Here is a 13603-nt window from a genome sequence, read left to right on the forward strand (position 1 = left end):
TGCAGCCGTCAGCGACGTCTTGCCATGGTCAACGTGACCGATCGTACCGATGTTGACGTGCGGCTTCGTGCGCTCAAATTTACTCTTTGCCATTTGAATGCTTCCTGTAACTGGTAACACGGATGACCCGGCGAACCGGTTTAGTGCCGCCGTTTAAGGCTTTCGCGCCCAAGAAGCAAGACCAAATCCAAGACTTTTGCCCATGCGTTCGGTCAAACACACGACGTCGCGCCCCTGAGCGGGCATCTGCAGCGGCCGACCTCTTGAATTAACGCGCGCAACTTTGCCTCAACTCTGCTACTCGCCATCCGACATTCGCAGCGCAGCCGCAGATATTTTCGCACGAGAAAACCTCACCCGCCCTATTTTCGGCCCAAGCGCCGATCAGGAAGAGTGAAACGAAGAGGGAGAACACGGAATGGAAAGTCAGCAATTCGGCACCTTGAAAATGCCGTCATTCATCCTTGCGGCCGCTTCCGCCGTGGCAACCCTCGTGCTGTTTGTTGCCGGCATCTACGCCGATAACTGGTTCCTCGCCTATAATCGCGACGTGCTGCATAATGACACGTTCACATCGCAGAGCGCCGTCACCCATGCGCTGACGGCGCACAGCCCGGTGATTGCGGCCTGCCTGGCCGGACTTTTCGTCCTCATGACGATCATCAACACGGCCTGGCAACAGACCAAGCTGATGCTGCTGTCGACCTTCGTCTACGCGGCGACATTTGCCGCCATCCTGTTCCAGAACCGCTTCTTCTTTGCGCGCGACGTATTCCGCACCATGACGCCCGACCACCAGCTGGTACTCAACCCGATCGCCATCATGCTCTATCCGATGCTGATTTCCGTGGGCGTGGCAATCGCTCTCACCGGCGCAATCTTCCTGCTGCGCATGGTCAAGCAGTCCCTCTCGCCCGACAGAAAACACTGAGCCCAATCTGGACGGGACGGAACGGCCTTCACGGACCGTCCATCAGCGCGAAGCAGAGGGCGCATTGCCGAAACTTGCGGACATGCAGCTTCATCACGGCATCGGGCGAAAAAGTGGTTGCCGGTTTTTCGATAACCCGACGCGGAATTGGAAAAAACGGGATTATCGGACGCTCTAACTTATTGAATCTGCGCATCGTTCTTTCTGAAAATCGATTCCGGTTTTCGAGCCGATGCGCTAGATCAAGCGCCCGATGACCCTGGGTCGTTGGCGCACCGCCTTCAGCTCCGCATGGGCAAACGGGATTCAAAGCCCGAAGACGAATGCGGGATCTTCACCGGTTGTCGGCGCCGTTGCGCTGACAACCCGGTCCCGGCCGATACGCTTGGCCTCATAAAGGGCCTGGTCGGCGAGCCGGTAGAGCGAATCAAACCCGGCCTTGGTTTCAAGATCGCCGACACCGATCGAGCAGGAAAGCCTGAGATCCGCGTCAATGCCAGCAACCGTACTTGCGGAAAATTGCCGGCGGATCCGTTCAGCCATTGCAACAGCCGCACGCGCATCAAGTCCGGGCGCGATGATTGCGAATTCGTCACCGCCAAAGCGACCGACGATATCCATCGACCGCGACTGGCTGGACAGGATCCGGCCGAACTGCCTCAGCACGGCATCGCCAGCCGGATGCCCGCGCGTATCGTTGATCACCTTGAAATCATCGAGATCGAGCAGGATCAGCGCGGTCATTGGCGAATCCGGGGCTGCGAAAAAACGGTGCATGGCCCGCTCGAATCCGGCGCGGTTCAAAACGCCGGTCAGGTGGTCGCGATCGCGCTGACTGTTCAGGCTGTCGAGTGATTCGACAAAATGCGATGCCAGCACTTCAAGGGCCAGCACCATGGCGAACAGCAGGATATAGACCTGCATGAACTGCCAGAAGATGGATTTCGGATCGGCAATATCCGGAGTCACCAACACGCCGAATGTCCGGACCGAATGCATGACGCCAAGCGCCACCAGCGTCCAGAAGATCAGCTTGTCATGAATGCTGTCATCACGCCTGATCCAGAAACGGAACACGGTCAGCGTCATGAAGGCAAAAAGGCCGACATTGATGGCCATGGTTCGCGACGTGATGGTGCCGAACAGGTAGAAGCCATAATAGAGCGTACACAATGCGATGAAGGATGACAGATTCAGCAATATGCCGAATGTTTTGCCGCGCCGTTGCAGCAGCGCTTCGCCGAGCAGGATCTGCGTTGCGATAAACATGAAATTGGCGGCCGGCAGAACCACATCCTTGGACACGTAGTCTCGCAGCAGCATCGTGCAGAAGGCGCAGGCAAGCATGATATAGGCGGCTGACAGAATGAGAAGGTAGGTTCGCCGCGCGCCGGTAAACCAAGCAACAACAAAACTGCCGGCGAGGATAATCAACCCGCCCGGCACCATCAGAGATTGCATGTCTACCACTTGCCGCGCGCCTCCGACACCGGCGCTCCCCTATTTTGCCCCGCCCACCATCGGACACCCGATCATACGCTGCTGAGGTGAAACATCAGTTTACGTTAAGCCCATATAGATCGTAGCAAATCTGGCCGTGAGGGGGAAATGAAAAGATCGTCACTTTGACCGTCTTCCGAGCATGGCTGAAACGGATAGCGGCAATCGCACCTGCATATTCAGCATGGCAGGCTGACTAACGCATCAATCTTTACAGGACAGCTGTTTCACTCAATAGCGGCTTCATGTCAATCCGCTCTGCACTGCTTTTCTGGACCTCGTCACCCGCATCCGTTTCCACGTCAATCCGCGACGCTTCAGGCCGGCCGACAATTCGCGTTGATCCCAGACCAATGATGCATCGCCATCAGTTCCGAAAGACATAGTGTCTGGACAGCGCAAAGTTGAACACCATGCCGCTAATCGTCCCGAGAGCGATCGCGATGACAGGATAGGCCTGCACCAGTTCGGGAAGCATGAACGACATCCCGACCGAGACGGCATAATTGACGCCGCCACCGATCAAATTGGCCGAAAGATATTTCAGCCATTGCCGAACCAGTGTCCCATGACGACTTTTGAACGTCCATATCCGGTTCATGATCCATGCGCTGCTTGCCGCAACGACATAGCTCCCTGCTCGGGCTGCGAAGAACGGAACCCCCAGCCGCAACAGGACAGACAGGCTGAGCCAATCGATCACAAATGCGATCGCACCGACGACGGCGAACCGGATAAACACGAAATCAGGCACCCCGAATGAGAGAATGAATAGAGGCGATCGCAAGATAGCGCATCCGCTTGGCCTCGCGCCGACTGAGCGTCACCGTATCCAGGATCAAACCACAGAAAAGTGAAAGCGCCCCGAGAATTCCGCCTCCGGTCGCCAACATGACGGTCGGGAACCGCGGAACCAGGCCTGTCTGGAAATAGGTCAGAAACACCGGCACCATAACCACCAGAGAAAACAGGAAAAGAAATAGGGCGATCAGGGAGAAGAACTGGAACGGACGCTCGTCCCGCACCAGCAGCATGATCGTCCTGAGAATCCTGAAGCCGTCGTGGAAGGTGCGAAGCTTGCTTGCGGACCCCTCCGGGCGTTCCTTGTACGGCGTGCCAACCTCCGCTGTCGGCATCCGCAGTTCCAAAGCATGCACCGTCAGCTCCGTCTCGATTTCAAATCCCATCGCAAGCGCAGGAAAGCTTTTCACAAATCGCCGCGAGAAGACGCGGTAACCAGAGAGCATGTCGCTGAACTCGTTGCCGAAGATCATGGACACCAGACCAGTAAGCAATCTGTTTCCGAACCGATGTCCGGGTCTGTATGCTTCAACTTTCCCGCCGTCGCGACGTCCGTTGACCATGTCCAGGCCCTCGGAACACAGCACCTCGACAAGCTTCGGCGCCGATGCCGCATCATAGGTATCGTCACCATCAACAAGGACATAAACATCCGCTTCAATATCAGCGAACATACGCCTCATCACGTTGCCCTTACCCTGCCGCTTCTCCAGCCGCACGACAGCACCAGCTTGCGCTGCACATTCGCATGTCGCGTCGGTCGAATTGTTGTCATAGACATAGACCGTGGCACCGGGAAGCGCGGCCCTGAAATCGGAAACAACCTTCGCGATTGTAACTTCTTCGTTATAGCACGGCACCAGGACCGCTACAGATAGGTTCTCTATTTCCATGGATCTCTCGAATCTCGCAAAATTCTATTTGCCGCGAATATGATCAGTTCGCAGAATGAACCGCCGACTTGATCAACTTACAAGATTTCAGTCTCTCGACGTTGTTTTCAATATAGAAACAGCCATCGTCCGCCAGTTTCAGACCAAAGGTGGCGAGAGCGGCGCTGGAGGATTTTTCGTCGAAAGATTCAGGCGACAAGGTCATAATCGGACCATCGTGCGCGGCAACGATATCTCGGATGCGCTTGCCCAAACCGTCGTCTGCAGAGATTGGCAGATTGCCTTCAAACCGGACAAAGCGGTCCGTTGCTGGCAAATAGGGAATGACATAGGCCATCGGTTCGCCTGAGAGCATCACAAAAAGCTGATCTCCTGCCTGCAACTCCGGTGGAAATGCCAGCTCGAACCAGCTGTCCGAGAATTTTGCCTTACCCCAATTGGCAGGAACCGTCGTGACGAGCAGCAACGCGACACTCGCGAAAGACATGATCAGCAATCTGCGCACATCCTGAGTGATCACCGCCAGCAGGCCGATCGTGCAGAGGGGAATGAGCTGCTCCAGTGCCACGGCATATCGGCCAATGCCAAACATCAGCCCCCACAAGAGCAAACTTGTAATAACAAAAATCAAGAGCAGGAGCAGCTTCTTCGAGTCAACAAGACTGGCCTGAGAGACCGACCTGCGACCACGGAGCAAAAGAGAGTCCAGAAAAACAAGAACAAAAATAGAAAGGAAAATAGCGAAAACTAAATATCGCAAATCAACCATACCGACTTCCGTCGTCGGATGCGCCCCCGCTGCAATCTCAATAAACTTCGAAAAAAAGTCATCCACGCCGTGAAAGAGGAAACGAGTATCCTTCAAGGCGACTGCCGGATAGAGATCCGATTTGAAGATGTCATTGTACAGCGGCATCACCGGGTTATCGAACAGCCTGTACATGTACACCATCCATATCGCACCGAACGGAATGAAGGTGACCAGGAAGCCGCCTGCCGCTGCGAGGGCCTGCCTATGGAACCGCCTCGGATTCAGCACAAGTACAGCAAGAGCCAAGCCCGGGATATAGATCAACGCCGTCAGCTTCAAAGCGACTGCCAGCCCCAGACACAACCCCGACCAAAAGAATTGCCGGACAGCGGAATCATCCCGAATAGCGAAGTAAACGGCGGCCAGAAGAAAGGCAGCGACCCAATTGTCATTCATCGTGACTCCGATAAGTGACAAAAATACAGGCCCGGCACCTGCGGCAAGAGCGCAAAGAATAGAGAGAAATTGAACTGCCCAGCGCCGACCGCTTAATGACTGCCGGAATAATTCGGAGGCAATGAGATAGACGAGCAGAATGTTGACCGCAGAACAGGCCGCCATGATAACCGAGCCGATCACCGGCCTGGTGAACATCACGGCGAAATACGGCAGCAATACACCGAAAGGATTGGTCCAGGTCTGACGCTGACCGGGCGCCACATCATAAACCAAGCGGTCATGCAAGAATGCGTAGACCGAATATACGTGATAATTGCGCAGGTCCCAGTTGATATCCAAACCGACATGCAACGCATAGTAAACACAAAAAAGCACCGCACTTCCCAAAACGACAAGCGGCATGATGAGAGACTCGAAAGAGCCCCGAAATTTACTCAGCATTGAACGGCCCCAATCACTCTGATTAGCGAAAAGACTCTTACCTGGCCGTCCTGACGGCTCTTTGAGGTAACGCCCTTAGCAACAATCGCCAACCTTTTCTAGGGTGAGGTCACGGTGATCGGAACCGGAAAATGCCGGCTTCATTGAGGCCGTTGGCAGACAAGGGACCGGCGAAGATCGGTCCTGGCGCGTCCAAAGGGATGCACGGCGCTCTAGACGAAGATTTTCGCCAAGATCCACAAGGCAGCCGGCGTGCGGGGGAAGATTTGGGTGATGGATTAGCGTGCCGGAGCCGTCTCTGAAACGCTTTCGGCAACAGGATCGATTGACCAGCCACAGCGTCCTGCGACACATTCAAGTGCCAGACCGAGCGCCCCCTGGTCGCATGGCGATGGTGTGGACGAATCGCGCAAGGTGGCAAAAGCCCGCGCGGGCAATCCATCCGCAACAGAAGACCTGTGAAACAAGGTGAAACGCGTGAACCGGAAAGACCGCGACGTCATGGAAAAAAGACTGGAGCGGGTAGCGGGAATCGAACCCGCGTATTCAGCTTGGAAGGCTGCTGCTCTACCATTGAGCTATACCCGCGGATCAGTCAGTTGCTGGTGGTGGTGGAGGAGGTTGGATTCGAACCAACGTAGACTAAGTCAACGGATTTACAGTCCGTCCGTTTTAACCACTCACGCACTCCTCCAGTACCAGCCTGGATGGCGCTTGCCATCTCTCGACGCTTGCTTGGCCTTGACCTTCAGGCGCTTGCCTTGGGGCGACTGCTTCGGTTGCGTCGATCTGCGCCGCGTATATGACCGGCTGATCACGCTCTGTCAACACGCCTTCGCAGAAAAAAATGACGAATTCATAACATTGAAACTGTCCCCCTCATTTGTCGCCCCATGCCGCACGGGGGACTAGGCGGACGCCAAGCCGCGACGTATAAGGCGTTATGAGCAAAAGAGACGACGATACTGGCAGCGCCAAGGATGCGCATTACGCAAAACTGCGCCGAAACCACCGCGACGCCAAACGTGCGCGTGGCGAATTGCCGCCGCAGCAGCCCGCCCACCGCAAGGCAGCCGCCGCGACGCGCGGCATCACGCCGCCAGCGGACGAGGTCTATCTTTACGGCCTTCATACGGTGCGTGCGGCAATCGACAATCCTGAGCGCACCCTGCTTGGGTTGAAGGTGACACAGAATGCACTGGCGCGGCTGACGGCAGACAAACCCTTGCCGGAAACGCTTACCGTCGACATGGTGCGGCCGCAGGAGATTGATGCGATACTCGGCTCGGACGCCATTCATCAGGGGGTCATGCTCGTCACGCGCCCCCTGCCCGTGCGCCGCTTCGAGGCGCTGAAGGACAGCCCCTTGCTGCTCGTGCTCGATCAGGTCACCGATCCGCACAATGTCGGAGCCATCCTGCGCTCAGCGGTCGCCTTCTCCGCCGGCGCCGTGATCACGACCATGCGCCACAGCCCGACCGAATCGGGTGTCATGGCAAAATCGGCCTCGGGCGCACTGGAAATGATCCCCTATATCCAGATCACCAATCTGGCCAACGCGCTGGAAGAATTGCACGGACTTGGCTTTTTCAGTGTCGGCCTTGATTCGGAAGGTCCCGCGCCGCTTGAAGACACCATGCGTGGCGGCAAGATCGCGCTCGTGCTGGGGGCGGAAGGCAAAGGCCTCCGGCAGAAAACCCGGGAGACGGCAAGCGCGCTTGCAAGGCTCGACATGCCCGGCGAAATCAAATCACTCAATGTCTCCAACGCGGCCGCCATTTCGCTTTACGCAGCCAGACAGTTTCTCATGCGCAAATGATTCCGGCCGCAAGGCCGGAACCAAAATGCCACCGAAGCGTTTTTCAAAGCGGTTCTCCACCCTCGCCAGAAAGAGCCTCGATCATGAAACTTGTCTTTTCCGATCTCGACGGAACCCTGCTCGACCACGAGACCTATGATTTTGCGCCGGCCCTGCCTGCCCTTCAGCGGCTGAAGGCGCTGGATATTCCGCTGATTCTCGCCTCAAGCAAAACCGAGGCCGAAATGCGCCCTATTGCCGCAGAGCTGGGCTGCGACGGGCCGATGATTGTTGAAAACGGTGCAGGCATTGCCGGCTCGGATCCCGGACATGATGTCAGCACGTACAGGCGCCTGCGCCAGTGCCTTGACCAGATGCCGAAGGATCTGCGCGCCCGTTTTCAGGGCTTCGGTGACTGGAGCGTCGAACAGGTTGCCGAACGCACCGGCATGACGCAGGAAAAAGCAGCGCTTGCCCGCAGCCGCGCCTTTTCCGAACCGGGTCTGTGGTCCGGATCCGATACCGAGAAGGCCGCTTTCGAGGCCATTCTGGGCGAAAACGACTTCCAGGCCGTCAAGGGTGGACGCTTCTATACGCTGATGCCGAAAACGTCGAAAGCCGAGCGTATGGCCGAGATTAAGGCAGCGTATCAGCGCATGAGCGCCGGCCCTGTGATCACCATCGCGCTCGGCGATGCACCGAACGACCTGGCGATGATCGAAGCGGCGGATCACGGCGTCATCATCGCCAATCCGGCCCATGCTCCATTGCCTGAAACCGAACGCGAACGGGACGGCTTCATCCAGCGCTCGGAAAAAACCGGCCCCGCTGGCTGGAATGACATGATCTTGCAATTGCTTGGATAGTATAGTTTTTTTGGTGCAGGGCATGAGCCCCTTCTGTGCAGCGCCCCGGCGCAACCTGGCACCAAATATAACAACATGGAGCGCTTCATATGGCTGATTTTCACCAAAATGGTGTCGTTGCGACACTACACAACCTGAGAGAGCGTTCACTGCACCGCGTCGAACGCGAACTGACCAGCTTCAGCGCGACACGGCCAATCACGCTGATCCTTCCATCGCTCTTCTCCGAGCTGGAAGCCGATGCGCTGGACAATATCGTCAATCACCTGACGGAAGTCCCCTATATCTCCAACATCATCATCGGCCTCGATCGCGCCAATGAGGAGCAGTACCGCTATGCGCTGAACTATTTCAGCCGCCTGCCTCAGAATCACGCCGTCTTGTGGAATGACGGGCCGCGAATGCAGGCCATCCACAATCGCCTCGACGACGCCAATCTCGCACCGGAAGAGCCCGGCAAGGGCCGCAATGTCTGGTACTGCATCGGCTATGTGCTCGGTGCACGCAATTCATCGGTCGTGGCACTGCATGACTGTGACATCGTCACCTATTCGCGTGAAATGCTGGCAAGGCTCGTCTACCCCGTTACCAATCCCGCCTTCCCCTACGTCTTCGCCAAGGGCTACTACCCGCGCGTAGCCGGCGGTTCGCTGAACGGACGGGTAACCCGGCTGCTGGTCACGCCGCTGCTGCTGGCGCTGGAAAAAACGATCGGGCATCAGCCCTATATCGACTACCTCAAGGCCTTCCGTTATCCGCTCGCTGGCGAATTTGCCATGCGCACCCACATTCTCCCCGACATCCGCATTCCCTTTGACTGGGGCCTCGAAATCGGCGTTCTCTCGGAGCTTTGGCGCAACTATTCCAACAGCGCCATCTGCCAGGTCGACATTTCCGATGGCTATGACCATAAACACCAGCCCCTTTCGGCAGAAGATGCCGCCAAGGGCCTGTCGCGGATGTCAACGGATATCTGCAAGGCTGTATTCCGCAAGCTCGCCACCGATGGCGTCACCTTCTCGCAGGAGACCCTGAGAACGGTCAAGGCATCCTATTTCCGCACCGCCCTCGATCTGGTCGAGATCTACCACAATGATGCACGGATGAATGGCCTTTCCACCGACAGGCACAAGGAAGAGCAGGCGGTCGAGCTGTTCGCACGGAACCTGATCGAGGCCGGGAATAGCTTCCTTGATGAGCCGGACGCCACGACCTTGATGCCGCGCTGGAACCGCGTCCTGAGCGCATTGCCGGACATTCTGGACGAAATGCAGGCTGCTGTTGCCGCCGATATGGCCGAAAATCGGTGACCTGACCGGGGCTCCGGCCCTCAAGCGTAAGCCACAGACAACTGATATTGTCCGCCGTCAAATGGCTTGACGGCGGACAATATATTTTATTGACTGACGTAAATTTTGACGATTTCAGCAATTACGCCCTTGTATCTGGCGCCTTTCACATGGCTTCAAAAATATATAACGCCACCGCACTGGAATTCTTCTCTTCAAGCCAATCCCCAAAAATTCACCATAGACTTACATCACAAGCTATGAATATTTCATTATAATCTAGACAATGTAAGTAAATATTCTTAATTTATATATGAATAAATTTCATACTACTTATTTTTCTGTAGATTCTCATTCAGAAACCTGATAGATCCAGTAAAACTACAAAACTGGGGAGAGTGTCTTGAAGCAGAATCTGGGTTAATAAGAAGTATCGATATTTTCTTTTTTCAAAATTGCGGGTCAGGCAGGCCACGAACAATGAATAAGGCTCTGCAACCTGCAACAATCTGATTAAACTTATGATACGGACCGTGAGAAACGGTAACCGCGCTCAGGACGAGTTGCGAACGATTTGTCGCGCCATCAGGTCCATATCGAGCATAGGTAGGCAAATACATGTATTCCAAAATCCAAGATCCAATGCCGGAGAACATTTCATCGCTCACCGCCAACATCGTGACAGCCTATATCAGTAGAAATGACGTGGCGGCCGATGAGCTGCCGGCCCTCATTGCCAGCGTTCAACGTGCACTCGGGCAACCAGAGCAAGGTTCCAGGGACTCCAGCGCCGATGCATGGCCGCAATCCAATAGCGGCCAGACGCCTGCAGTGCCTGTCGCACAGTCGCTTGAAACCGACTACATCATATGTCTGGAAGATGGCCGCAGATTTCGCTCTCTGAAGCGGCATCTGAAATCACAGTATAACATGACCCCCGATGAATATCGGATCAAATGGGGACTGCCGCCCGAATATCCGATGGTGGCACCGTCTTACGCTGCCCGGCGCTCGCACATCGCCAAGGATATCGGCCTTGGCGTCACGGTGTCCAAGCGCACGCCGCGGCAGGAAGACAAATCCTGAGTAGAGAGCAAGAGGCGGGGATTTTCCCCGCCTTATCTGCATGACGGGATGGCGCCCACCCCCACCTTCCGGGCGCCCCTCACCCTTGAGCGCCAGCGGACAGCAAACGCGCGCGCCGCGCCGCCTGCAGCATGATCAGCGCATGAATGATGACGGCAATGGCGAGCGCGAACACATGATGATAGATGGTGACACCGGGCGTCTGCCGCGCCAGCAGAAGCGTCGCCAGGCTCAGCGGCAAGAACAGCACAATCGCCGTCACCAGCCCCGGATTGTAGCAGCGCAGACGGATCGTCGTCACCAGATGCAGGATGGCGTTGACGAGCATGAGATAGGGTGCAGCAAGCCCCAGGCCAGGCGAAATCAGCAGCGCGGCATAGAAGGAAATGAGGTTGACGCCCCAGACCACCGGAAGATTGACGATAATGACATCGACCGGCCGCAGCGCCTCGACACCCCGAAACAGCGTGACATTGGTAAAATGGCGAAACCTGTCACCGGCATGTTCCTCGACCTGATGGAACATATAGATCGGCAGATGCAGATAGATCAGGACGAAGAAACCGGCAAAAGAAACGGCCATGGCTGGGCCAAGCAGCAGAAAACCGACCGCCATGAACAGGGCCGCCGATACCCAGCGTTTTGCCAGCCAGTTTACCACGCACGCCTCCCCGCACGACATGTTGCCAAGCTCCGTTGGCAGGTTGAACGAAGCCCTGAGCAAATGCAAGCCAGGTTCACGCCCCCGGCTCCCGCCTCTGCGGCAGATCGCCACAATCGCGAAAGATCTCCGCGGCAATCGCGCTGGCAAATCCGGCTCCGACGCACTTTCCATTGAGCAGGCGATACCAGAAGACGCCATGGATCATTTCTGACAGGAAAGCAGGATCCCGTGCAGCAGACAGCTCGCCCCTTTGCTGCGCTTGTTGCAAGAGCGCCGTAACGATCGCTTCGCGCGGCTTGACGAAACGCTCGCGGAAAGCCTCACGAAAGCCCGGCGTTTCCTGGGCCGCGGCAATCAATGCCCGCAATGTATCGCCATCAGCACGCACATGCGCAAAGACCCTCATCAGAAAAGCCTCGAGCTGGTCGCGGATCGGCACATCCGCCGCAAGATCAGGCGATGACACCTGACGATTGGCTTCATCGAACACCGCATCAAGCACAAGATCGGCCTTGGTCTGCCAGCGATTATAGAGGGTCTGGCGCGCGACCCCCGCCTGCGCCGCAATCATTGCGATTGAAACATGACCGTAACCATGCCTGCGCACCAGATCGAGCGCAGCCGTCTTCAGCGCGCGTGCCGCTTCCAGGTCGCGTGGCCGGCCGCTGCGCTTGCCAGCATCATCCATCGATCATCCCCCGACAGTCCGTTCACAGTCCGAATTATATGACGGATTGATTTTTAGACTACAGTCTACTAATTAAACAGAGCTCAGTCCAAAAATCAATCAAGGCGACAATTTCACACCTCACCGCCCAGCAGGATCCCCTTATGTCAGCGCATCAGGAAACAGCCCAGGTTACGCTGGGCCGTGCCAGAGCCATTACCGGCGTTCTGGCGCTTTTGTCGATCTTCCCGCCACTTGCGACGGATATGTATCTGTCCGCGCTCGGCGACCTTGCCAGCGCCCTGAATGCGAGCCCAGAAGAGACAGGTCTTTCGCTTTCGCTGTTCTTCTTTGGCCTGTGCATCGGCCAGCTGATCATGGGGCCACTGATTGACGCGTTCGGGCGCAGAACACCGCTGCTGCTGGGGACGCTGCTGTTCACGCTCACCTCCGCGGCTCTGCTGATGGTCGACAACATCGCGATTTTTAACGGTCTGCGGCTGTTTCAGGCTCTTGGCGCCTGCGCCGGCATGGTGGTTTCGCGCGCCGTGATCAACGATCTTTACGATGACAGACGTGCCGCCAAGGCGCTGGGTGTCCTCGTCATGCTGATGACCATTGGCCCGATCATCTCGCCGACGCTCGGGAGCCTGCTTCTGGAGGCCTTTGGCTGGCGCTCGATTTTCGTCACCATGCTGCTGGTGGGAATTGCGGCTCTCTTGCTGTCCTATCTGATCATCCCGGAAACATTGCCGCGCAGCAAACGCGCTGATGCGCCGTTCCGGACGGCCGGACGCAATGCGCGTCATCTGGTTACCCTGCCAGGCTTCATGGCGCCTGCGGTCGTCGCCGGCCTCGTTCAGGGCGGCATGTTTGCCTTCATTACCGGCTCATCCGGCGTCTTTCAGGGCGTCTTTGGATTGAGCAGCCTCGCCTACGGCCTCGTCTTTGCGGCCATTGCCATGGCTCTGGTCCTGTTCACCCAGTTCAACAACAGACTTCTCGACCATTTTGCGCCGCAGCAGATCATGGCGGTCGGACTTCCGTTCTACGTCGTGGTGACCGCCTTAACGGCTGCGGCTTCGGCAAGCGCGTCGATCTGGCTTTTCACAGCCCCCTTGTGGATTGCCATCGGCATGGTCGGCCTGCTTTCGGCCAATGCCATGGCCGTGACCATGGCGGCAGCGAAACAGGGCGCCGGCATCGCTTCAGCCCTTCTCGGCGGCATCCAGTTTGCGCTCGCCTTCGCTGTGTCATCCTGCGTGGCAATGGGCGGCAGCGACACGCCGCTGCCGATGAGCCTTGGCCTGCTACTGCCGGCCGTTCTTGCCTGGCTGCTCTGGTTCGCCAGTCGCCGCAACTCTGCCGTTGCGAGCAAAGCCGCGAGGAAGCAAGACGAGCAAGATCATCCGGCCTAGAGCGCCTTGTGTCCATTTGGACGCACCAGGACGCTCTAT

General features: G+C 56.8%; 13 protein-coding genes and 2 tRNA genes. 6 read left to right on the forward strand and 9 right to left on the reverse strand.

The features are described 5' to 3' along the window. A partial coding sequence (locus HCK86_RS21690) for a GTP-binding protein (protein ID WP_002972655.1) occupies nucleotides 1-93 on the reverse strand: 93 nt, incomplete at its 3' end. Nucleotides 94-418: 325 nt separating this feature from the next. Between HCK86_RS21690 and HCK86_RS21695 the strand changes: the two genes are divergently transcribed. Next, nucleotides 419-931, forward strand: coding sequence for a hypothetical protein (locus HCK86_RS21695; protein ID WP_176086588.1), 513 nt, complete (start codon nucleotides 419-421; stop codon nucleotides 929-931). Nucleotides 932-1237: 306 nt separating this feature from the next. Here HCK86_RS21695 and HCK86_RS21700 read toward each other — a convergent pair whose 3' ends face one another. The 6 genes from HCK86_RS21700 to HCK86_RS21725 form a co-directional block, all read right to left on the reverse strand. Next, a complete protein-coding gene (locus HCK86_RS21700) occupies nucleotides 1238-2392 on the reverse strand; it encodes a GGDEF domain-containing protein (protein WP_176086589.1) in 1155 nt (384 codons plus the stop codon). A gap of 406 nt (nucleotides 2393-2798) precedes the next feature. Further along, nucleotides 2799-3185 (reverse strand): GtrA family protein, encoded by a 387-nt coding sequence (locus HCK86_RS21705; protein ID WP_176086590.1) that lies wholly within the window; start codon nucleotides 3183-3185, stop codon nucleotides 2799-2801. Further along, entirely contained in the window at nucleotides 3178-4125 is a 948-nt protein-coding gene (locus HCK86_RS21710) for a glycosyltransferase family 2 protein (protein ID WP_176086591.1), read from the reverse strand. The genes HCK86_RS21705 and HCK86_RS21710 overlap by 8 nt, the downstream gene beginning before the upstream one ends. Nucleotides 4126-4168: 43 nt before the next feature. After that, nucleotides 4169-5737: a glycosyltransferase 87 family protein gene (locus tag HCK86_RS21715; protein WP_176086592.1), complete on the reverse strand. Its 1569-nt coding sequence runs from the start codon at nucleotides 5735-5737 to the stop codon at nucleotides 4169-4171. A 553-nt stretch (nucleotides 5738-6290) separates the two neighbouring features. Further along, nucleotides 6291-6364, reverse strand: a tRNA-Gly gene (locus tag HCK86_RS21720). A gap of 21 nt (nucleotides 6365-6385) precedes the next feature. Next, nucleotides 6386-6470 (reverse strand) — tRNA-Tyr (locus HCK86_RS21725). Nucleotides 6471-6719: 249 nt separating this feature from the next. On the opposite strand from HCK86_RS21725, the gene HCK86_RS21730 reads away from it, so the two are divergent. The 4 genes from HCK86_RS21730 (at nucleotide 6720) to HCK86_RS21745 (ending at nucleotide 10815) form a co-directional block, all read left to right on the forward strand. Further along, entirely contained in the window at nucleotides 6720-7595 is an 876-nt protein-coding gene (locus HCK86_RS21730; protein WP_176086593.1) for an RNA methyltransferase, read from the forward strand. An 83-nt stretch (nucleotides 7596-7678) separates the two neighbouring features. Beyond that, complete coding sequence (locus tag HCK86_RS21735) at nucleotides 7679-8440, forward strand: HAD-IIB family hydrolase (RefSeq protein WP_176086594.1); 762 nt, start codon at nucleotides 7679-7681, stop codon at nucleotides 8438-8440. Nucleotides 8441-8529: 89 nt separating this feature from the next. Beyond that, nucleotides 8530-9750: a glycosyl transferase gene (locus HCK86_RS21740; RefSeq protein WP_176086595.1), complete on the forward strand. Its 1221-nt coding sequence runs from the start codon at nucleotides 8530-8532 to the stop codon at nucleotides 9748-9750. Between the two features lie 621 nt (nucleotides 9751-10371). After that, on the forward strand, nucleotides 10372-10815 hold the full coding sequence (locus tag HCK86_RS21745; protein ID WP_281409626.1) for a MucR family transcriptional regulator: 444 nt from the start codon (nucleotides 10372-10374) through the stop codon (nucleotides 10813-10815). A 79-nt stretch (nucleotides 10816-10894) separates the two neighbouring features. Here HCK86_RS21745 and HCK86_RS21750 read toward each other — a convergent pair whose 3' ends face one another. Together HCK86_RS21750 and HCK86_RS21755 are read right to left on the reverse strand one after the other, a co-directional pair. Beyond that, on the reverse strand, nucleotides 10895-11476 hold the full coding sequence (locus HCK86_RS21750; protein ID WP_348641114.1) for an HXXEE domain-containing protein: 582 nt from the start codon (nucleotides 11474-11476) through the stop codon (nucleotides 10895-10897). 76 nt (nucleotides 11477-11552) lie between these two features. Continuing rightward, entirely contained in the window at nucleotides 11553-12167 is a 615-nt protein-coding gene (locus HCK86_RS21755; RefSeq protein ID WP_176086598.1) for a TetR/AcrR family transcriptional regulator, read from the reverse strand. Nucleotides 12168-12310: 143 nt separating this feature from the next. Here HCK86_RS21755 and HCK86_RS21760 point away from each other — a divergent pair, with 143 nt between their 5' ends. Further along, a complete protein-coding gene (locus HCK86_RS21760; RefSeq protein WP_176086599.1) occupies nucleotides 12311-13564 on the forward strand; it encodes a multidrug effflux MFS transporter in 1254 nt (417 codons plus the stop codon). Nucleotides 13565-13603 lie beyond the last annotated feature (39 nt).

This window comes from Martelella sp. HB161492 (assembly GCF_013184775.1).
GTDB lineage: Bacteria > Pseudomonadota > Alphaproteobacteria > Rhizobiales > Rhizobiaceae > Martelella.

Coding starts and splice junctions, on each gene's coding strand:
- HCK86_RS21695 (WP_176086588.1), top strand. CDS start 419: ATGGAAAGTCAGCAATTCGGCACCTTGAAAATGCCGTCATTCATCCTT.
- HCK86_RS21700 (WP_176086589.1), bottom strand. CDS start 2,392: ATGCAATCTCTGATGGTGCCGGGCGGGTTGATTATCCTCGCCGGCAGT.
- HCK86_RS21710 (WP_176086591.1), bottom strand. CDS start 4,125: ATGGAAATAGAGAACCTATCTGTAGCGGTCCTGGTGCCGTGCTATAAC.
- HCK86_RS21715 (WP_176086592.1), bottom strand. CDS start 5,737: ATGCCGCTTGTCGTTTTGGGAAGTGCGGTGCTTTTTTGTGTTTACTAT.
- HCK86_RS21730 (WP_176086593.1), top strand. CDS start 6,720: ATGAGCAAAAGAGACGACGATACTGGCAGCGCCAAGGATGCGCATTAC.
- HCK86_RS21735 (WP_176086594.1), top strand. CDS start 7,679: ATGAAACTTGTCTTTTCCGATCTCGACGGAACCCTGCTCGACCACGAG.
- HCK86_RS21740 (WP_176086595.1), top strand. CDS start 8,530: ATGGCTGATTTTCACCAAAATGGTGTCGTTGCGACACTACACAACCTG.
- HCK86_RS21745 (WP_281409626.1), top strand. CDS start 10,372: ATGCCGGAGAACATTTCATCGCTCACCGCCAACATCGTGACAGCCTAT.
- HCK86_RS21755 (WP_176086598.1), bottom strand. CDS start 12,167: ATGGATGATGCTGGCAAGCGCAGCGGCCGGCCACGCGACCTGGAAGCG.
- HCK86_RS21760 (WP_176086599.1), top strand. CDS start 12,311: ATGTCAGCGCATCAGGAAACAGCCCAGGTTACGCTGGGCCGTGCCAGA.